The following is an 18,625-nucleotide window of genomic DNA, read 5'->3' as shown; positions in this document are numbered from 1 at the left end:
TCTTTATCCCCCCTTATTTCTTCTTGTTCGCTACAGTCCGACGAGGACCTTTACGCGTACGAGCGTTGGTCTTCGTGCGTTGTCCGCGAACCGGCAGACCGCGGCGGTGGCGGATACCACGGTAGCATCCGATTTCAACAAGACGTTTGATGTTGAGGGAAATCTCACGGCGGAGATCGCCTTCTACTTTAACAGACTTGTCGATTACTTCGCGCAGCTTGCTTACTTCGTCTTCCGTGAGGTCGCGAACGCGCGTGCTTGCGCTGACGCCAGTTTCAGCCAGGATCCTCTTAGCAGTCGTTTGACCGATGCCGAAGATGTACTGGAGAGCAATCTCAACGCGCTTGTCGCGCGGCAAATCCACACCAGCTATACGTGCCATGGGCAGTGTCCTCCTTTCTTAACCTTGTCTTTGTTTGTGTTTCGGATTTTCGCAAATGACCATAACGTTGCCTTTGCGGCGAATGACTTTGCATTTCTCGCAAATAGGCTTAACCGAAGGTCTGACCTTCATTGGTAATTACCTCCCGATTCCTTCTTCCATAGAACCCCGCGGTCCTATTTCCGATAGGTAATGCGTCCTCTGGATAAATCGTAAGGCGACAACTGGATAACCACTTTGTCTCCGGTCAGAATACGGATAAAGTGCATTCTGAGCTTGCCGGATACATGAGCGAGAATCTGGTGACCGTTCTCCAGCTCAACCTTGAACATGGCGTTAGGCAGCGGTTCAAGAACCGTTCCTTCGACTTCAATGACGTCTTCCTTGGCCATCCTCATTCTCCTTTCGATCAGCGTACTTCTGTATAACGAATCTAAGCTTGGCATTGGTCACCCGGCCCGTCTCGGACATGCTGTCCGAAACTTCGCTGCTGAGAGCCGGCAGTAACTGAAGATGCTGCACGTTCTTCTTCTTCGGCGAGTCGAAGCGCCGTGCGTCTCCATCGGCGATCAAGACGAACCGGTCGTCGATCAATCCGATGATGATGGCGCAGCTGCCCTCGTCCTTGCCTCGAAGCACTTTGACAAGACGGCCGATCTGAGCCAGCGGATCCAAGTTCCTCTTACTCCGAATCCGGCAGCTTCGTCAAAATCTCGCAGCCGTTCTCCGTGACTGCAACCGTGTGCTCGAAATGAGCGCACCAGGAGCCGTCAACCGTTACAACCGTCCAATTGTCCGTCAGTGTGCGGACATAACGCTCCCCGATGTTCACCATCGGCTCGATGGCCAGCACCATGCCTGGTTTCAGCCTCGGGCCCCGGTCCGGAATGCCGTAGTTCGGAATCTGCGGCTCTTCGTGAAGATCCTGGCCGATTCCGTGACCTACATATTCGCGAACGATGGAGAAGCCCTCGTCTTCCACCGCTTTCTGGATGGCGTGCGAGACCGTATACAGCCGAACATCCGGTTTGACCTGTTCAAGCCCGGCGAACAGCGAACGTTCGGTGACCTCCAGCAGTCGGGAGACTTCATCCGTAACCGTCCCTACCGGATAGGTCCAAGCCGAATCCCCGTGGTAGCCCTCGTACTGAGCGCCGATATCAAGCGTGATGATATCGCCTTCGTTCAGCTTGCGGGATCCAGGGATGCCGTGCACCAGTTCTTCGTTGACAGAAGCGCAAATGCTGCCAGGGAATTGATTGTAGCCTTTAAACGACGGAATAGCGCCTTGACTGCGAATGTAGCGATCGGCGATATCATCCAGCTCGCGGGTCGTAATGCCCGCCCGCACAGAAGCAGCCATAAGACGGTGTGTCTCGGCTACTATGCGTCCCGCCTCTCTCATGAATCGCAGTTCGGCTTCAGACTTGCAGATTATCATTCGTTCGAACCCCGCAGAGCGGCAACGATCTCGGCCGTTACTTGGTCAATTTCCTTCTCTCCGTCCACTTCGCGCAGCAAGCCTTTGCCGCCGTAGTATTCCAGAAGAGGAGCCGTCTTCGAGATGTACTCGTCGAGGCGTGTACCGACCTTCTCCTCGGTGTCGTCCGAACGCTGGTAAAGCTCTCCGCCATCCTTGTCGCAGATGCCTTCAACCTTGGGAGGGTTGAACATCACGTGATAAGTGGTGCCGCAGGTTTTGCAGATGCGGCGTCCCGTCAGCCTGGCCAGCAACAGACCGCGATCGACATGCAGGTTGACTACATGATCGATGCCGCGTTCCATTTCTGCCAGCATGGCGTCAAGCGCTGCAGCTTGCTGAAGAGTGCGCGGGAAGCCGTCCAGCAGGAAGCCTCTCTCGCAATCAGCCAGCAGCAGGCGTTCCCGCACGATCCCGTTGGTGATTTCATCCGGGACAAGAAGACCTTGATCCACGAATTCTTTCGCCTTCTGGCCAAGCGGAGTGCCCTGCTTCATCGCCAGCCGGAACGCATCGCCGGTGGAGATGTGAGGAACGTTGAACTTTTCTACGATTCTCTCGGCCTGGGTGCCTTTGCCGGCCCCCGGAGGACCCATGAAAAGAATGTTCATCCTGTCTTCCTCGCTTTAAGCACAATAGGCACGCGCGGGCTGACCACTACCTCCAGCTGGAGCCAGCAAGCCGCCCGTTCGAAGCCCAGTGTTATTTATTGATAAACCCTTTGTAGTGACGCTTGATCAATTGGGTTTCGATCTGCTTCATCGTGTCGAGAGCGACGCCGATGACGATCAGCAGCGAAGTACCGCCAAGCTGAATCGAACGATCCAAGCCGGCCAAGGATCCGAACAGTATCGGCATCAGCGAGATAACCGCCAGGAACAGAGCTCCGAAGAGGGTTATGCGGGACATGACGCGCGTAATGTAGGTCGAGGTCGGTTTGCCCGGGCGAACGCCTGGGATATAGCCGCCGTTCTTCTTCATTTGATCCGCCATCTGTACAGGGTTGATCTGCACGAAGGTGTAGAAGAAGGTGAAGCCGATAATCAGTATAACATAGATCACCATGCCGAGCGCCTTGTCGTAGCTCAGGTGGTTGATGATCCATTGAGCCCAGCTGTGGCCGGACCAGAACTGAGCGATCGTCGATGGGAACATCAGCAGCGATACCGCGAAGATGACCGGGATAACCCCTGCGCCATTGACCTTCAGCGGAATATGCGTCGATTGTCCGCCGTACATCTTGCGTCCGACAACACGCTTGGCGTATTGGACAGGAATCTTGCGGATGCCCTGTTGGACGAAGATGACGCCGACGAGCACGGCCAGAACCACAATCAGAATGGCCAGAACCTTCAGCACGCCCATGAATACTTCACCAGGCTGATCTACGAAGTAAGTCGTGTAGATCTTCCCGATGTGGCCCGGCATGGCCGCGATAATACCCGCGAAGATAATTACCGAGATGCCGTTGCCGATGCCGCGCTCCGTAATCTGCTCGCCCAACCACATGAGGAAGGCTGTACCGGCCGTCAGGATGACGGCGATCATCGCATAGGTAGCGAAGCCCGGATTTTGAACCAGTTCCATGTTAGTGAGACGATTGAAGCCTACTGCCGTGGCAAAGCCCTGAACAAGACCCAACACAATGGTACCATAGCGCGTAATCTGCGCCAGTTTCCGTTTGCCGTTCTCGCCTTCCTTGGCCCATTCCGCGAAGCGCGGAATGACATCCATGGAAAGCAGCTGCACGATGATCGATGCCGTGATGTAAGGCATGATTCCGATCGCGAAGATCGAGAATTTGAAGAGCGCGCCGCCCGTGAACGTGTTCAGCAAACCGAACAGATCCGAACCTTGGTTATTGCTTGTGAAGACGCTCTTGTCGATGTTGGGCACCGGAATGAAGGAACCGATGCGGTATACAAGCAAAATGAAAAGGGTAAAGAGGATCCTCTTGCGAAGGTCTTCCACTTTCCAAATGTTTGAAACCGTCTTGAACAATTAGATCACCTCGGTTTGACCGCCGGCAGCCTGGATCTTCTCTACCGCAGATTGAGAGAACTTGCTTGCTTTAACCGTAAGTTGAACCGTTACTTCGCCATTGCCGAGAATCTTGATTCCTGCGAGAGGGTTTTTGATGATGCCCTTCTCAACGAGAACTTCAGGAGTTACTTCGGAGCCAGCTTCAAATACATTCAACTCTTCGATGTTGACAATCGCGTACTCTTTGCGGAATGGATTGTTGAAACCACGCTTAGGCAGACGACGATACAGCGGGTTTTGACCGCCCTCGAATCCAGGACGGACACCGCCGCCGGAACGGGCGTTTTGACCTTTATGGCCTTTGCCCGCCGTTTTGCCGTTGCCGCTACCGATACCGCGTCCTTTACGGAACGGGCTCTTGCGGGAACCTTCAGCTGGTTTAAGATCATGCAATTTCATCGTTCGTTGCACCTCCTTGTTGCTCTTTGAAAGTCTATGGATAGCGATTTGCTCGCTCTTATACTTCTTCTACTTTAACCAGGTGGTTAACCGTAGTCACCATGCCGCGGATAGCGGGGCTGTCGTTAAGGACAACCGTCTGGCGAATTTTGCGAAGACCGAGCGAAGCGACCGTTGCGCGCTGCTTCTCGTTGCGGCCGATCAGACTGCGGACGAGGGTTACTTGCAATTTAGCCATCGTGTTCCCCTCCTTAACCCAAGAGCTCTTCGACAGTTTTTCCGCGAAGCTTGGCAACATCTTCAGCGCGTTTCAGGCGGGAAAGGCCTTCGAGCGTTGCGTTAACCATGTTCATGGAGTTGGAAGAACCGAGGGATTTGGTCAGGATGTCGCCGACACCTGCCAGTTCCAGTACTGCACGCACAGGGCCGCCGGCGATAACGCCGGTACCTTGGGATGCTGGTTTAAGCAGAACTTCACCAGCGCCGAAGTGGCCGAGCACCAAGTGCGGGATCGTCGTGTTCACGAGCGGAACAGAGATCAGGTTTTTCTTGGCATCCTCAATACCTTTGCGAATGGCTTCAGGTACTTCAGCTGCTTTGCCGATACCAGCGCCTACATGTCCTTTGCCGTCTCCGACAACAACCAGGGCGCTGAAGCTGAAGCGGCGTCCGCCTTTAACTACTTTTGCTACGCGGTTGATGTGGACAACCTTTTCGGTCAGTTCACCCAACGCATTTGCATCAATACGCAAGTCGATTTACCTCCTTTTAGTTAGAATTGGAGACCCGCTTCACGGGCTGCATCAGCCAGTGCTTGAATCCGTCCATGGTACAGGTAGCCTCCACGGTCGAATACGACGCTCTCATGGCCTTTATCCTTCGCACGCTTCGCGATCAGTTCGCCTACGAGTTTAGCGGATTCGACGTTGCCGCCGTTGTTCACTTTCTCAGCAAGCTCTTTGTCCAGCGTAGATGCGGATGCGATCGTTACTCCAGCCACATCGTCGATCAGCTGAGCGTAGATGTGCTTGGAGGAGCGGTAGACGGAAAGCCGAGGACGCGCTACAGTGCCGTTGATTTTCTTGCGCACGCGCAGGTGGCGTTTCAGACGGGCTTTGTTTTTGTCGCCTTTGGTGATCATTGAGGGATCCTCCCTTCTTGAATAGATGAACCTCTATACCAATAAGCATAGCCTTATGCTTATTTTTTCTTACCGGCTTTGCCTTCTTTGCGGATAATGCGCTCGCCTTCGTACTTGATGCCTTTGCCTTTGTATGGCTCTGGCTCGCGTACGGAGCGGATTTTCGCAGCCGTTGCGCCGACAAGCTCTTTGTCGATGCCGCGGACCGTGATTTTGTTGTTGCCGATCACTTCGAACTCGATGCCGTCAGCAGGCACGATTTCAACCGGGTGGGAGTAGCCGACGTTGAGGACGACTTTCTCACCGGATTTGCTAGCGCGGTAACCAACGCCTACCAGCTCAAGATTCTTGGAGAATCCATCCGTTACACCGCTGACCATGTTCGCGATGATGCTGCGGGTCGTGCCGTGCAGGGAGCGGTGCAGCTTGTTGTCGGAAGGACGTTCTACGAGGATCGTGCCTTCTTCCAAGTTGACTTTGATATCTTTGTGAACCGGACGGCTAAGGGAACCTTTCGGTCCTTTTACCGTGATCACCGTTTCGTCCAGGGAAACATTCACGCCGCTAGGGACGGTAATCGGTTTGCGACCAATACGGGACATTGTTGCACCTCCTATCGTTGTGGCGATTTATTACCAGACGTAGCAGACGACTTCGCCGCCAGCTTTGCCTTGACGTGCTTCTTTGTCGGTCATAACTCCCTTGGATGTGGAGATAATCGCGATTCCGAGACCGCCGAGTACGCGCGGAACCTCGTTGGATTTCGTGTAAACGCGCAGGCCAGGCTTACTGATACGTTTCAGACCAGTAATGACACGCTCGTTGCTGGAGCCGTATTTCAGGAAAATACGGATCATCCCTTGCTTGCTGTCCTCGATATATTCAGCGTCACGAATGAAGCCCTCGCGCTTGAGAATATCAGCGATTTGCTTCTTGATTTTCGAAGCGGGCATTTCAACGGTTTCATGACGAACAAGATTCGCGTTGCGGATACGGGTAAGCATATCTGCGATCGGATCAGACATAACCATTCTTGTGTACCTCCTTCCCGACTAAAGCTGATTACCAGCTGGCTTTTTTGACGCCAGGGATCTGGCCTTTGTATGCTAATTCACGGAAACAAATCCGGCAAATTTTAAACTTTTGCAGAACCGAGTGCGGACGTCCGCAACGCTCGCAACGAGTGTAGGCGCGGACTTTGAACTTCGGAGCGCGTTGCTGCTTAACTTTCATCGAAGTTTTTGCCACTTTGGTATTACACCTCCTGATTCGCGATTACTTCGCGAACGGCATTCCCAGTTGGGTCAGCAGCTCACGAGATTCTTCGTCCGATTGAGCCGTCGTTACGATAACGACGTCCATACCGCGGACTTTATCGACTTTATCGTATTCGATCTCCGGGAAGATCAGCTGCTCTTTAAGGCCAAGGGTGTAGTTGCCGCGACCGTCGAAAGCTTTGGTCGATACGCCGCGGAAGTCGCGTACGCGAGGCAGGGCAACGTTGAACAGCTTGTCGAGGAAGTAGTACATGCGGTCGCCGCGCAGTGTAACTTTAACCCCGATCGGCATATTTTCACGAAGCTTGAAGCCGGCGATGGACTTCTTCGCACGCGTGATTACCGGTTTTTGACCGGAGATGAGGCGGAGATCTTCGACAGCGACGTCAAGCACTTTGGAGTTGGCAACAGCTTCGCCTACGCCCATGTTGATGACGACCTTTTCGATCTTCGGCACTTGCATCACCGTCTGGTAGCTGAACTTCTGCATAAGAGCAGGAGTGATTTCATTCAGAAAACGATCTTTCATTCTTGCTGCCATGGTAAAGGGTCCTCCTTTCCGTAAAGAGTAATTAGTCGATAACTTCGCCGGAGCGTTTAGCTACGCGGACTTTTTTGCCGTTATCAAGCACTTTGTAGCCGATGCGCGTTACTTTGCCGCTCTTCGGATCTACGTGCATCACGTTGGAAACGTGGATCGGAGCTTCCTGCTCGAGGATGCCGCCCTGCGGGTTCGCTTGGGAAGGACGCGTATGCTTCTTCACCATGTTAACGCCTTCGATCAGGACACGGTTCTCACGAGGATAAGCTGCGATGACGCGGCCTTTTTTGCCTTTATCCTTGCCCGTGATGACGATAACGGTATCGTCTTTCTTCACGTGCAGCTTGTTGTTGTGGGATTCCAGAACTTTTTTAACCTTTGGCATGTGTTACACCTCCTGCTCCTTGACTTCAATCACGCCGCCAGGGCGTTAATTAGATAACTTCCGGTGCAAGCGATACGATCTTCATGAAGTCTTTCTCACGAAGCTCACGGGCAACTGGTCCGAAGATACGGGTACCGCGCGGGCTCTTGTCTTCCTTCACGATGACTGCTGCATTCTCGTCGAATGCGATGTAGGAACCGTCCTTACGGCGAACTGTACGCTTCGTGCGCACGATGACCGCTTTGACTACATCGCCTTTTTTGACAACGCCACCGGGTGTTGCTTGTTTGACAGAGCAGACGATCAGATCGCCGATGTGTCCTACGCGACGTCCCGTACCACCCAGAACGCGGATACACATCAGTTCCTTTGCGCCAGAGTTGTCAGCAACCGCAAGGCGTGTAAAAGGTTGAATCATTGAAATGTCCTCCTTTCAGTCATGATGGCCGAATCGTCTTAAAGTACAACGGCTTCTTCGACGACTTGAACCAGTCTCCAACGCTTGTCTTTCGACAGCGGACGAGTTTCCATGATTTTAACCGTATCACCGATTTTCGCAGTGTTGTTTTCATCATGGGCTTTGAATTTCTTCGTGTATTTGATGCGTTTATGGTACAGATCATGTTTTTTGTAGGTTTCTACAGCCACCACGATCGTTTTATCCATTTTGTCGCTGACCACTTTGCCAATCTGAACTTTGCGGTTGTTGCGTTCGCTCATGTTCTTCCTCCTTCCTCAGGCTGGGCCGTTCAGGCACAGGACTGAATTAGCTGCTGATTCCCAGTTCTCTTTGGCGCAGTACCGTTTTGGCACGTGCGATTTCTTTCCGTACCGCGCTGATGCGGGTCGGATTATCCAATTGGCCGGTAGCCAGTTGGAAGCGGAGGTTGAACAGCTCTTCTTTAAAGCCGGCAACCTTTTGGTTCAGCTCGTCAGTGGTCAGGTTGCGGAATTCATTAGCTTTCATTTGCTTCACCACCCACTTCTTCGCGTTTCACAAACTTCGTTTTAACCGGGAGCTTGTGGGCCGCAAGGCGCAATGCTTCGCGTGCGATTTCCTCGGATACGCCGGCAAGTTCGAACATCACTTTGCCTGGTTTAACGACGGCAACCCATTTCTCCACGTTACCTTTACCGCTACCCATCCGGACCTCGAGAGGCTTTTGGGTGATTGGCTTGGAAGGGAAGATCTTGATCCATACTTTACCGCCACGTTTGATGTAACGGGTCATGGCGATACGAGCGGATTCGATCTGACGGTTCGTGACCCAACCAGGCTCAAGCGCTTGAAGGCCGAATTCACCGAAGTGAACTTCCGTGCCGCCTTTAGCGCGGCCTTTCATATGTCCGCGTTGTTCTTTGCGGTGTTTGACGCGTTTAGGTACCAACATGATTAGTTGCCTCCTTCCTGGACGGCTGCTTTCTTCTTCACAGGAAGGATTTCACCGCGGTAGATCCATACTTTTACGCCGATGCGGCCGTAAGTCGTATGTGCTTCAGCTGTGCCGTAGTCGATATCGGCGCGCAGCGTATGAAGCGGCACGGTTCCTTCGCTGTATCCTTCTTGACGAGCGATCTCGGCGCCGCCGAGACGACCGCTGACAGAAGTTTTGATTCCTTTTGCGCCTGCGCGCATCGAGCGCTGCAGAGCTTGCTTCATCGCGCGGCGGAACGAAGTCCGGCGCTCAAGCTGTTGTGCGATGCTTTCGGCAACGAGCGTTGCGTCCAGATCGGCTTGTTTGATTTCGGAGATGTTGATGTGTACTTTTTTGCCGTTCGTCAGGCGAGTCAGTTCGTTGCGAAGGTTTTCAACTTCGGAACCGCCCTTGCCGATTACCATGCCTGGCTTCGCGGTGTTGATCGTGACGTTCACGCGGTTGGATGCGCGCTCGATCTCGATGCGGGACACAGCAGCGTCTTTCAGCTTGCCTTTGAGGAATTCGCGAACTCGAACGTCTTCCATCAGAAGATCGCCGAAATCTTTACCGGCGTACCATTTGGATTCCCAATCCCGGATGACCCCGATGCGAAGACCAACCGGATTTACCTTTTGACCCACTCGTTATCCCTCCTTATTTTTCAGATACGACCAGCGTGATGTGGCTGGTGCGTTTGTTGATACGGCTTGCGCGGCCCATAGCGCGCGGCATAAACCGTTTCATAGTCGGCCCTTGGTTAACGAATACCTGGGATACGACCAGTTTGTTCACGTCGAGCTGGTAGTTATGCTCGGCGTTCGCAATTGCAGAGTTCAGAAGTTTTTCCACGATCGGGGATGCGGCGCGCGGAGTGTGGCGCAGAATTGCGATCGCTTCGCCAACTTGCTTGCCGCGGATCAGGTCGATAACGAGCTGAGCTTTGCGGGGTGCAATGCGCACTTGGTTAGCATGTGCTTTAGCTTCTGCCATGACAGGTACCTCCTCTCAAACAGCGATGGTATGGAAAGGGCAACGCAACTTAACGTCTGCCCGTTTTTTTGTCGTCGTCGTGACCTTTGTAGGTACGAGTCGGCGCGAATTCACCGAACTTGTGTCCAACCATGTCTTCCGTCACGTATACCGGCACGTGCTTGCGGCCGTCATAAACAGCCAGCGTGTGTCCGATGAATTGCGGGAAGATGGTGGAACGGCGGGACCAGGTTTTGATCACCGTTTTCTTGTTCGCTGCATTCAGTTCTTCAACTTTCTTCAGCAGGTACCCGTCGATGAAAGGACCTTTTTTCAAACTACGACCCATGGATCTGCTCCTCCCTTCCTCGAAGCGTTAGCGTGACGTACTTACGTCACGCACAATCGCTCAAGCGGTTATTATTTCGTACGGCGACGAATAATATATTGGCTCGATGCTTTCTTCTTCTTGCGCGTTTTGGCACCAAGGGTTGGTTTGCCCCATGGAGACATAGGCGACTTGCGTCCGATTGGAGCGCGGCCTTCACCACCACCGTGCGGGTGATCGTTAGGGTTCATGACAACGCCGCGAACTTCAGGACGCTTGCCCAGCCAACGGGAACGGCCGGCTTTACCGATTTTCACGAGCTCGTGATCCTCGTTGCCGACAGAACCGATCGTTGCACGGCAAGTTTTCAGGATGCGGCGCACTTCGCCGGAGCTGAGACGGATAACCACGTAGGTTTCCTCTTTACCGAGAAGTTGAGCTTCCGTGCCGGCTGCGCGAACAAGTTGTCCACCTTTGCCAGGCTTCAGCTCGATGTTGTGGATAAGCGTACCGACTGGAATGTTTTCCAGTGGAAGCGCGTTGCCCACTTTGATGTCTGCGGATGGACCGGAAACGATCGGATCGCCGACTTTAAGGCCTTTAGGCGCGATGATGTAGCGCTTCTCGCCATCGACATAGTTGATCAGAGCGATGTTCGAAGTGCGGTTCGGATCGTATTCGATCGTCGCTACGCGGCCTTCGATGCCGTCTTTGGTCCGCTTGAAGTCGATGATGCGGTATTTGCGCTTGTGCCCGCCGCCGTGGTGACGAACCGTGATTTTACCCTGGTTGTTGCGTCCGGCTTTTTTGAAAAGCGGCGCCAGGAGCGATTTCTCCGGTACGTTTGTTGTGATCTCTTCGAATGTCGAGACCGACATGTGGCGACGAGCCGGGGAAGTCGGTTTGTACTTCTTGATAGGCACTATGTTTCCCTCCTTATCTTGTCAGGTTAGACCGACTCGAAGAATTCCAGCTCTTTGCTGTCTTCGCTCAGTTGAACGAAGGCTTTCTTCCACTCGGACGTGTATCCGGAATGACGGCCGTAGCGCTTAGGCTTGGCTGGCACGCGAAGCGTGTTCACGTTCGTCACTTTAACGCTGAAGATCTGCTCGATGGCAGCTTTGATTTCCGTTTTGTTGGCACGGATGTCAACTTCGAACACATAGCGTTTTGCGCTCATGAGCTCAGTTGTCTGTTCCGTGATAACCGGGCGCTTGATAATATCGCGTGGATCTTTCATTACGCAAGCACCTCCTGTACTTTCTCGACCGCATCCTTGGTGATGATGAGTTGGTCATGCGACAGCACATCCAGAACATTGATGCCCGAGGCTGCGACGAACTTCACACCAGGAATGTTGCGGGCGGACAGAGCCACGTTGTTCTCGAATTCAGCCGTTACGACGAGCGCTTTGCGGCCTACTTTGAGGTTGTTCAGAACGGCTTGGAATTCCTTGGTCTTCGGAGCAGCGAAGCTCAGTTGATCGAGAACGATCAGCTCGCTAGCGATGACTTTGGAAGACAGTGCCGAACGAATAGCCAGACGACGAACTTTGCGTGGCAGCTTGAAGCTGTAGCTGCGCGGAGTCGGTCCGAATACCGTACCGCCGCCAACCCATTGCGGGGAGCGGATGGAGCCTTGACGCGCGCGTCCGGTTCCTTTTTGCTTCCAAGGCTTGCGGCCACCGCCGCGAACTTCGGAGCGTCCTTTGGTTTTGTGCGTGCCAGCGCGCTCGGCTGCTTGTTGCAGCAGAACTGCGCTATGCAGTACGTGAGTGTTAGGCTCGATGCCGAAGACATGCTCGGAGAGCTCGATGTCGCCGACTTTTGCGCCGCTCACATTTACCACATCTACTTTAGGCATAGCTTGTTCCTCCTTTCTTCAGGCGGCTAGTTATTTCTTCACCGTTTGTTTGATTTTAACGAAGCTGTTTTTAGGACCCGGAATGGAGCCTTTAACGAGCAGTACGTTGCGTTCAGCATCGACGCGTACGACTTCAAGCTTCTGAATCGTAATCGTCTCATGGCCCATATGTCCCGGAAGGCGCTTGCCTTTCGGTACGCGGTTCGCTTGGATGGAACCCATCGAACCAGGACCGCGGTGGTAACGCGAACCGTGCGCCATAGGGCCGCGGCTTTGTCCCCAGCGTTTGATAACGCCTTGGAAGCCTTTGCCTTTGGATACGCCCGTCACGTCAACGAACTCGCCTTCAACGAACAGGTCAGCTTTGATTTCTTGGCCAACTTCGTATTCGCCCAGGCTGATGCCACGAATCTCACGAACGTAGCGCTTAGGAGCCGTATTGGCTTTTTTGGCATGGCCGACTTGCGGCTTGTTGGCGTTTTTCTCTTTTTTGTCAGAGAAACCGAGCTGAACAGCTTCGTAGCCATCATTTTCTTGGTCTTTCTTTTGCAGGACGACGCATGGGCCGGCTTCGATAACCGTGACTGGCACGACATTACCTTCAGCTGTGAACACTTGCGTCATTCCGAGCTTTTTACCTAAGATACCCTTCATGTTGACACCTCATTTCGTTCTCACTTTAGCTTGCGCTTGTGGATAACTTACAGTTTGATTTCGATATCTACACCGGACGGCAGGTCCAGGCGCATCAGAGCATCGACCGTTTGCGGAGTCGGGTTCACAATATCGATCAGACGCTTATGCGTACGCTGTTCGAATTGCTCGCGCGAATCCTTGTACTTGTGTACTGCACGGAGAATGGTGATGATTTGCTTTTCCGTCGGAAGCGGAATCGGACCGGAAACGCCTGCCCCGGAACGTTTTGCAGTTTCAACGATTTTCTCTGCAGACTGATCAAGAATGCGGTGATCGTATGCTTTCAAGCGAATACGAATCTTTTGCTTTGCCATATAAGTCCCTCCTTCTATCGCCCAATTTAGTATCGGACATACTCCGCGTGAACTCCTTACACATGCTCCATGGCAAAGGAGCCGGGTGTGTCAGCAACCTCCCGCATCATCGCAACGTCACAGACCAACAGACAATATTTTATCACGTCACACATGCTAATGCAACATGTAAATAGGCTTGCGCTTATGTTTCCTTCTTTTGCTCTGAAAAGCCTTCTATAGGCCGTTTTTTTCGATGAAGGCTTAGCACGGATACGAGATGTCGGATGATTGGATTCCTACCTGCAATAGAGAGATTCGATTGAGTTCCTTCTATAGAAATAGAGATGCGTAATCAACATGCCTTCTATGGTCATATAGGTGAGAGACGCTCATCCACCCCATTCCACTTCCCGTTAAACACCAAACCTAAGCGCTGGATAGATTATAGAAATAAGATGGAAAACAAAAAAAGCCCCCGCCGAAGCGGGGGCTTGTCCGATCCGCAGCTAATGCTGCAGGATCATTATTTTTGGATGGTTGCTACGGCGCCAGCGCCTACCGTACGGCCGCCTTCGCGGATCGAGAAGCGAGTTCCTTCTTCGATAGCGATTGGAGCGATCAGTTCAACGGTAACCGTGATGTTGTCGCCAGGCATAACCATTTCCGTACCTTCAGGCAGGTTGATGATGCCCGTTACGTCCGTTGTACGGAAGTAGAACTGTGGACGGTAGCCTGTGAAGAAAGGCTTGTGACGTCCGCCCTCTTCTTTAGTCAGGACGTAGATTTGAGCCGTGAAGTTCGTGTGCGGCTTAACCGAACCCGGTTTAGCCAGAACTTGTCCACGCTCGATGTCTTTACGGTCAACACCGCGAAGCAGTGCGCCGATGTTGTCGCCCGCTTGAGCGGAGTCCATCAGCTTGCGGAACATTTCCACGCCCGTAACGACGGATTTGCGGGATTCTTCAGCCAGACCGATGATTTCAACTTCATCGGAGACTTTGACTACGCCACGGTCGATACGGCCAGTTGCAACCGTACCACGGCCCGTGATCGTGAACACGTCCTCGACAGGCATAAGGAAAGGCTTAGCCGTGTCGCGCTCAGGAGTCGGGATGTAAGTATCAACTTGCTCGAAGAGCTCGATGATTTTTTCAGCCCAAGGACCTTCTGGGTTTTGCAGAGCTTCACGAGCAGCGCCGCGGATGATTGGAGTGTCGTCGCCTGGGAACTCATACTCGTTAAGAAGGTCGCGAACTTCCATCTCAACCAGCTCGAGGAGCTCTTCGTCTTCAACCATGTCGCATTTGTTCAGGAATACGACGATGTAAGGCACGCCTACTTGGCGGGAGAGCAGGATGTGCTCGCGCGTTTGCGGCATAGGGCCGTCAGCTGCGGATACAACCAGGATCGCGCCGTCCATTTGAGCTGCGCCGGTGATCATGTTTTTAACATAGTCGGCGTGGCCTGGGCAGTCAACGTGTGCATAGTGACGGTTAGGCGTTTCGTACTCAACGTGAGCCGTCGAGATCGTGATACCGCGCTCGCGCTCTTCTGGAGCTTTGTCGATTTGGTCGAAAGCCGTAGCTACACCGCCGTATTTTTTGGAAAGAACAGTCGTGATGGCAGCCGTCAGCGTCGTTTTACCATGGTCGACGTGACCGATCGTACCGATGTTAACGTGCGGTTTATTACGTTCAAATTTAGCTTTTGCCATTGAACTTAATCCTCCTTAAGGTCAGGAAAGTTTATGTTAGGTGACAGACGAACACCGCAAGCGGTTCTTCGCCTGTCACAGCGAACCTATATAGAGATTACTCCGATTTGCTCTTGGAAACAATCTCTTCTTGGATCGATTTCGGAACTTCTTCGTAGTGGGAGAGTTCCATGGAGAACACGCCGCGACCTTGGGTACCGGAGCGAAGGGTCGTGGAATATCCGAACATCTCGGCGAGAGGCACCTTGGCACGAACGATTTGCGCGCCTGCGCGCGAATCCATGCCTTCGATGCGTCCGCGACGGGAGTTCAGCATGCCCATGACGTCGCCCATGTACTCTTCTGGGATCGTGACTTCGACCTTCATGATCGGCTCGAGAATGACAGGTTTACACTTGTCTTTCGCAGCCTTGAGGGCCATGGAGCCTGCAATCTTGAACGCCATCTCCGAGGAGTCGACGTCATGATAGGATCCGTCGACGATCGTAGCTTTGATGTCGACCAGCGGGAAGCCGGCAATGACACCATTCTTCATGGACTCTTCAATACCCGCTTGAGTTGGGCCGATGAATTCACGAGGTACGACGCCACCGACGACTTTGTTCTCGAAGACGAAACCGCTGCCCGGCTCGAGTGGTTCGAATTCGATCCACACGTGGCCGAATTGACCGCGACCGCCGGATTGGCGAACGAACTTGCCTTCGACCTTAGCCGCTTGACGGAAGGTCTCACGGTAAGCTACTTGCGGTTTACCAACGTTCGTCTCTACTTTGAATTCGCGGAGCATGCGGTCAACGAGGATTTCAAGGTGAAGCTCACCCATGCCTGCGATGATCGTTTGTCCCGTTTCTTCGTCCGTATGAGCACGGAACGTCGGATCCTCTTCCGAGAGCTTCTGCAGAGCGATACCCATCTTGTCTTGGTCAGCCTTGGTCTTAGGCTCAACCGCGAGTTGGATAACCGGCTCAGGGAAGTTCATGGATTCGAGGATGACCGGATTCTTCTCATCACACAGCGTATCGCCAGTCGTCGTATCCTTGAGGCCTACTGCAGCGGCGATATCGCCGGAGTATACCGAGCTGATCTCTTGACGGCTGTTCGCATGCATTTGAAGAATACGTCCGACCCGTTCGCGCTTGCCCTTCGTTGCGTTGACAACGTAAGAACCGGAGTTCAGTACGCCGGAGTAAACGCGGAAGAAGGTCAGCTTGCCGACGAAAGGATCCGTCATGATTTTGAATGCGAGAGCCGAGAACGGCGCTTCGTCGGAAGATTCGCGGGTCGTCTCCGTACCATCCTCAAGGGTACCCTTGATAGCAGGAACGTCGATTGGAGCCGGCAGATAGTCAACGACTGCATCCAGCATCATTTGCACGCCTTTGTTGCGGTACGAGGAGCCAGCGATGACCGGGAAGATCTTCACTTCAATGACGCCTTGGCGGAGCGCTGCTTTGAGTTCTGGAATGGTGATTTCTTCGCCTTCCAGATACTTCATCATGAGTTCTTCGTCCAGCTCGGCTACTTTCTCGACCAGTTCTGCGCGGAGCTCTTCGGCTTGGTCAGCCAACTCGGCAGGAATTTCGACTTGCTCAGGATCTTTCCCGAGGTCGTCTTTGTATTTGTAGGCAACACGTTCAACGAGATCGATTACGCCGACAAAATCATTCTCGGCGCCGATCGGCAGTTGAATCGCAACAGCATTGGCTTGCAGACGATCGCGCATGTCTTTGATGACATTCAGGAAGTCAGCGCCGATGATGTCCATTTTGTTGATGTAAGCAATCCGCGGAACGTTGTAGCGGTCAGCCTGGCGCCATACGGTTTCGGACTGAGGCTCTACGCCTTCCTTTGCACTGAAAACACCAACTGCCCCGTCCAATACGCGCAGGGAACGTTCAACTTCAACGGTGAAGTCAACGTGTCCCGGGGTGTCGATGATATTGATGCGGTTGCCCTTCCACTGAGCGGTCGTCGCGGCAGACGTGATCGTGATGCCGCGCTCCTGCTCTTGTTCCATCCAGTCCATCGTCGCTGCACCTTCGTGCACTTCGCCGATTTTGTGGGTACGGCCTGTGTAGAACAGGATCCGTTCGGTCGTGGTGGTTTTACCCGCATCGATATGCGCCATAATCCCGATGTTACGCGTATTTGCCAAGGAGAACTCTCTTGCCATTGGAATGTCTCCCTTCAAATTGTACTGCTAGAATCCTACCAGCGGTAGTGAGCGAATGCTTTGTTGGCTTCCGCCATTTTGTGCGTGTCTTCGCGTTTTTTAACGGAAGCGCCGGTGTTGTTGGAAGCGTCGAGAATTTCAGCTGCAAGACGCTCTTCCATCGTTTTCTCCCCGCGGTTGCGCGAGTAGTTCACGAGCCAACGGAGACCAAGCGCGGTACGGCGCTCAGGTTTAACTTCGATCGGCACCTGGTAGTTGGCGCCGCCTACACGGCGGGCTTTAACTTCCAGTACAGGCATGATGTTCTTCAGGGCTGCTTCGAATACTTCCATCGGATCTTTACCGGAGCGTTCTTGAATCAGTTTGAAGGCATCGTACAGCAGTGTTGCAGCAACACCGCGTTTGCCGTCGATCATGATGCGGTTGATGAGACGCGTAACGAGCTTGCTGTTGTACATAGGATCCGGCAGTACGTCGCGTTTTGTTACAGGACCTTTACGTGGCATGTAGCAAGTCCCCCTTTCCCTCAGTATCTAATAAGTTGAAGTTTATAAAAGTATTACTTTTTAACTTTAGGACGCTTCGCGCCATATTTGGAACGAGCTTGCATACGGTTGTTGACGCCAGCCGTATCCAATGCACCGCGAACGATATGGTAACGTACGCCCGGAAGGTCTTTTACACGTCCGCCGCGAATCAGAACGACGCTGTGCTCTTGCAGGTTGTGTCCGATACCCGGAATGTAAGCCGTAACCTCTACGCGGTTCGTCAGACGAACACGAGCGTATTTGCGAAGTGCGGAGTTAGGCTTCTTCGGAGTCATCGTGCCTACGCGAGTGCAGACACCGCGTTTTTGCGGAGCGCTGATTTCCGTAGCCTCACGCTTCAGGGCATTGAATCCCCGCTGCAGTGCTGGCGATTTGGACTTGACCACTTTTGCTTGACGGCCCTTGCGGACCAGTTGGTTAATTGTTGGCATGTCGGTTGCCACCCCCTTCCCATAATTCATGAAACGCTGAACTGATTGACGCTCATTATTTAAGCCCACAGATCCAGGCGGTTCATCTTTGGACAAACAAAAGTTTTTGCCTGACGTATTGAGCGGAAAAATCCGAACCTTACCGGCAAAAACAACGTTCCTACTCTTCATCTCCAACCATTGCTGCCATCGCGGCTCCGACTTCAATCCCGCATTGCTCTCCGAGATCGGTCATCGTCTCCGTCCAAGTCACTGGCACGCTCATTCTTCCGCATAACTCGACGATAGCGCCGGTCAGCCTGTCATCAGCGTCTCTGGCTACATAGACGTGAATCGCCTTGCCTGATTCAACGGTCTTGGTCGTCTGCTTCGTGCCAATCTTGTAAGCCATGGATTCACCATCCTTGCTTAAGCACAGAAATCCACTCACAGGCACACTTCGATATAGTAGCACTAGACTTATCCCCATGTCAAGATGGGCATGTCCATTTGATCAAAAGATATTCCGGTTTCAAGAGCACGCCCATAAAAGAGCAGCCGC

33 protein-coding genes are annotated in these 18,625 nt (G+C 53.0%); all 33 read right to left on the bottom strand.

What is annotated here, in order from left to right; all coding sequences use genetic code 11:
- Positions 1-13: 13 nt before the first annotated feature.
- Positions 14-382, bottom strand: a complete 369-nt coding sequence (gene rpsM, locus ACLBWT_RS21990) for a 30S ribosomal protein S13 (protein WP_048743584.1) — start codon at positions 380-382, stop codon at positions 14-16.
- Between the two features lie 18 nt (positions 383-400).
- Positions 401-514, bottom strand: coding sequence for a 50S ribosomal protein L36 (rpmJ, locus tag ACLBWT_RS21985; protein ID WP_021296640.1), 114 nt, complete (start codon positions 512-514; stop codon positions 401-403).
- 44 nt (positions 515-558) lie between these two features.
- Entirely contained in the window at positions 559-774 is a 216-nt protein-coding gene (gene infA / locus ACLBWT_RS21980) for a translation initiation factor IF-1 (RefSeq protein WP_125663939.1), read from the bottom strand.
- Complete coding sequence (locus ACLBWT_RS21975; RefSeq protein WP_447665222.1) at positions 752-1,057, bottom strand: hypothetical protein; 306 nt, start codon at positions 1,055-1,057, stop codon at positions 752-754. Before ACLBWT_RS21975 ends, infA begins: the two co-directional genes overlap by 23 nt.
- A gap of 7 nt (positions 1,058-1,064) precedes the next feature.
- On the bottom strand, positions 1,065-1,823 hold the full coding sequence (gene map, locus ACLBWT_RS21970) for a type I methionyl aminopeptidase (RefSeq protein WP_021878309.1): 759 nt from the start codon (positions 1,821-1,823) through the stop codon (positions 1,065-1,067).
- On the bottom strand, positions 1,820-2,473 hold the full coding sequence (locus tag ACLBWT_RS21965; RefSeq protein WP_447665221.1) for an adenylate kinase: 654 nt from the start codon (positions 2,471-2,473) through the stop codon (positions 1,820-1,822). The genes map and ACLBWT_RS21965 overlap by 4 nt, the downstream gene beginning before the upstream one ends.
- 91 nt (positions 2,474-2,564) lie before the next feature.
- Positions 2,565-3,863 (bottom strand): preprotein translocase subunit SecY, encoded by a 1,299-nt coding sequence (gene secY / locus ACLBWT_RS21960; protein WP_021878311.1) that lies wholly within the window; start codon positions 3,861-3,863, stop codon positions 2,565-2,567.
- Positions 3,864-4,304, bottom strand: a complete 441-nt coding sequence (rplO, locus tag ACLBWT_RS21955; RefSeq protein WP_048743590.1) for a 50S ribosomal protein L15 — start codon at positions 4,302-4,304, stop codon at positions 3,864-3,866.
- A gap of 58 nt (positions 4,305-4,362) precedes the next feature.
- Positions 4,363-4,542 carry a 50S ribosomal protein L30 gene (gene rpmD / locus ACLBWT_RS21950; RefSeq protein WP_021878313.1) on the bottom strand — a complete coding sequence of 60 codons (180 nt, stop codon included), beginning with the start codon at positions 4,540-4,542 and terminating at the stop codon, positions 4,363-4,365.
- A 13-nt stretch (positions 4,543-4,555) separates the two neighbouring features.
- The gene (rpsE, locus tag ACLBWT_RS21945; protein ID WP_048743592.1) at positions 4,556-5,056 is read right to left on the bottom strand and encodes a 30S ribosomal protein S5; all 501 of its coding nucleotides are present in this window, start codon (positions 5,054-5,056) and stop codon (positions 4,556-4,558) included.
- A gap of 20 nt (positions 5,057-5,076) precedes the next feature.
- Positions 5,077-5,445 carry a 50S ribosomal protein L18 gene (gene rplR / locus ACLBWT_RS21940; RefSeq protein ID WP_048743594.1) on the bottom strand — a complete coding sequence of 123 codons (369 nt, stop codon included), beginning with the start codon at positions 5,443-5,445 and terminating at the stop codon, positions 5,077-5,079.
- A 59-nt stretch (positions 5,446-5,504) separates the two neighbouring features.
- Complete coding sequence (rplF, locus tag ACLBWT_RS21935; protein WP_049868848.1) at positions 5,505-6,047, bottom strand: 50S ribosomal protein L6; 543 nt, start codon at positions 6,045-6,047, stop codon at positions 5,505-5,507.
- 30 nt (positions 6,048-6,077) lie between these two features.
- The gene (rpsH, locus tag ACLBWT_RS21930; RefSeq protein WP_447665220.1) at positions 6,078-6,476 is read right to left on the bottom strand and encodes a 30S ribosomal protein S8; all 399 of its coding nucleotides are present in this window, start codon (positions 6,474-6,476) and stop codon (positions 6,078-6,080) included.
- Between the two features lie 31 nt (positions 6,477-6,507).
- Complete coding sequence (locus ACLBWT_RS21925; RefSeq protein WP_010348808.1) at positions 6,508-6,693, bottom strand: type Z 30S ribosomal protein S14; 186 nt, start codon at positions 6,691-6,693, stop codon at positions 6,508-6,510.
- Between the two features lie 27 nt (positions 6,694-6,720).
- Positions 6,721-7,263, bottom strand: a complete 543-nt coding sequence (gene rplE / locus ACLBWT_RS21920; RefSeq protein WP_021878319.1) for a 50S ribosomal protein L5 — start codon at positions 7,261-7,263, stop codon at positions 6,721-6,723.
- 31 nt (positions 7,264-7,294) lie between these two features.
- Positions 7,295-7,648 (bottom strand): 50S ribosomal protein L24, encoded by a 354-nt coding sequence (gene rplX / locus ACLBWT_RS21915; RefSeq protein ID WP_021878320.1) that lies wholly within the window; start codon positions 7,646-7,648, stop codon positions 7,295-7,297.
- Between the two features lie 49 nt (positions 7,649-7,697).
- The gene (rplN, locus tag ACLBWT_RS21910; protein WP_048743599.1) at positions 7,698-8,066 is read right to left on the bottom strand and encodes a 50S ribosomal protein L14; all 369 of its coding nucleotides are present in this window, start codon (positions 8,064-8,066) and stop codon (positions 7,698-7,700) included.
- A gap of 38 nt (positions 8,067-8,104) precedes the next feature.
- Complete coding sequence (gene rpsQ / locus ACLBWT_RS21905) at positions 8,105-8,368, bottom strand: 30S ribosomal protein S17 (protein WP_021878322.1); 264 nt, start codon at positions 8,366-8,368, stop codon at positions 8,105-8,107.
- 46 nt (positions 8,369-8,414) lie between these two features.
- Positions 8,415-8,615, bottom strand: coding sequence for a 50S ribosomal protein L29 (gene rpmC / locus ACLBWT_RS21900; protein WP_048743602.1), 201 nt, complete (start codon positions 8,613-8,615; stop codon positions 8,415-8,417).
- Positions 8,605-9,039 (bottom strand): 50S ribosomal protein L16, encoded by a 435-nt coding sequence (gene rplP, locus ACLBWT_RS21895; RefSeq protein WP_076360233.1) that lies wholly within the window; start codon positions 9,037-9,039, stop codon positions 8,605-8,607. The genes rpmC and rplP overlap by 11 nt, the downstream gene beginning before the upstream one ends.
- A 2-nt stretch (positions 9,040-9,041) precedes the next feature.
- A complete protein-coding gene (gene rpsC / locus ACLBWT_RS21890; RefSeq protein WP_021878325.1) occupies positions 9,042-9,707 on the bottom strand; it encodes a 30S ribosomal protein S3 in 666 nt (221 codons plus the stop codon).
- Between the two features lie 13 nt (positions 9,708-9,720).
- Positions 9,721-10,056 carry a 50S ribosomal protein L22 gene (gene rplV / locus ACLBWT_RS21885; protein ID WP_447665219.1) on the bottom strand — a complete coding sequence of 112 codons (336 nt, stop codon included), beginning with the start codon at positions 10,054-10,056 and terminating at the stop codon, positions 9,721-9,723.
- A gap of 49 nt (positions 10,057-10,105) precedes the next feature.
- On the bottom strand, positions 10,106-10,384 hold the full coding sequence (gene rpsS, locus ACLBWT_RS21880) for a 30S ribosomal protein S19 (protein WP_021878327.1): 279 nt from the start codon (positions 10,382-10,384) through the stop codon (positions 10,106-10,108).
- Between the two features lie 71 nt (positions 10,385-10,455).
- Positions 10,456-11,286, bottom strand: a complete 831-nt coding sequence (gene rplB, locus ACLBWT_RS21875) for a 50S ribosomal protein L2 (RefSeq protein WP_447665218.1) — start codon at positions 11,284-11,286, stop codon at positions 10,456-10,458.
- 26 nt (positions 11,287-11,312) lie between these two features.
- Positions 11,313-11,603, bottom strand: a complete 291-nt coding sequence (gene rplW, locus ACLBWT_RS21870) for a 50S ribosomal protein L23 (RefSeq protein ID WP_447665217.1) — start codon at positions 11,601-11,603, stop codon at positions 11,313-11,315.
- Positions 11,603-12,226: a 50S ribosomal protein L4 gene (gene rplD / locus ACLBWT_RS21865; RefSeq protein WP_021878330.1), complete on the bottom strand. Its 624-nt coding sequence runs from the start codon at positions 12,224-12,226 to the stop codon at positions 11,603-11,605. Before rplD ends, rplW begins: the two co-directional genes overlap by 1 nt.
- Positions 12,227-12,256: 30 nt before the next feature.
- Entirely contained in the window at positions 12,257-12,880 is a 624-nt protein-coding gene (gene rplC / locus ACLBWT_RS21860; RefSeq protein ID WP_076360229.1) for a 50S ribosomal protein L3, read from the bottom strand.
- Positions 12,881-12,927: 47 nt separating this feature from the next.
- Positions 12,928-13,236, bottom strand: coding sequence for a 30S ribosomal protein S10 (gene rpsJ, locus ACLBWT_RS21855; protein ID WP_017692074.1), 309 nt, complete (start codon positions 13,234-13,236; stop codon positions 12,928-12,930).
- Between the two features lie 505 nt (positions 13,237-13,741).
- A complete protein-coding gene (gene tuf / locus ACLBWT_RS21850; protein ID WP_447665216.1) occupies positions 13,742-14,932 on the bottom strand; it encodes an elongation factor Tu in 1,191 nt (396 codons plus the stop codon).
- A gap of 97 nt (positions 14,933-15,029) precedes the next feature.
- The gene (fusA, locus tag ACLBWT_RS21845) at positions 15,030-17,105 is read right to left on the bottom strand and encodes an elongation factor G (protein ID WP_447665215.1); all 2,076 of its coding nucleotides are present in this window, start codon (positions 17,103-17,105) and stop codon (positions 15,030-15,032) included.
- 35 nt (positions 17,106-17,140) lie between these two features.
- Positions 17,141-17,611, bottom strand: a complete 471-nt coding sequence (gene rpsG, locus ACLBWT_RS21840; protein ID WP_447665214.1) for a 30S ribosomal protein S7 — start codon at positions 17,609-17,611, stop codon at positions 17,141-17,143.
- Between the two features lie 53 nt (positions 17,612-17,664).
- Positions 17,665-18,084, bottom strand: a complete 420-nt coding sequence (gene rpsL / locus ACLBWT_RS21835; RefSeq protein ID WP_048743621.1) for a 30S ribosomal protein S12 — start codon at positions 18,082-18,084, stop codon at positions 17,665-17,667.
- A gap of 160 nt (positions 18,085-18,244) precedes the next feature.
- Positions 18,245-18,475 (bottom strand): ribosomal L7Ae/L30e/S12e/Gadd45 family protein, encoded by a 231-nt coding sequence (locus tag ACLBWT_RS21830; RefSeq protein WP_447665213.1) that lies wholly within the window; start codon positions 18,473-18,475, stop codon positions 18,245-18,247.
- Positions 18,476-18,625: the final 150 nt, after the last annotated feature.

This window comes from Paenibacillus sp. D51F, from assembly GCF_053345695.1.
The sequence above is the reverse complement of the archived record's forward strand: the minus strand, read 5'-3'. Positions and strand labels throughout refer to the sequence as shown.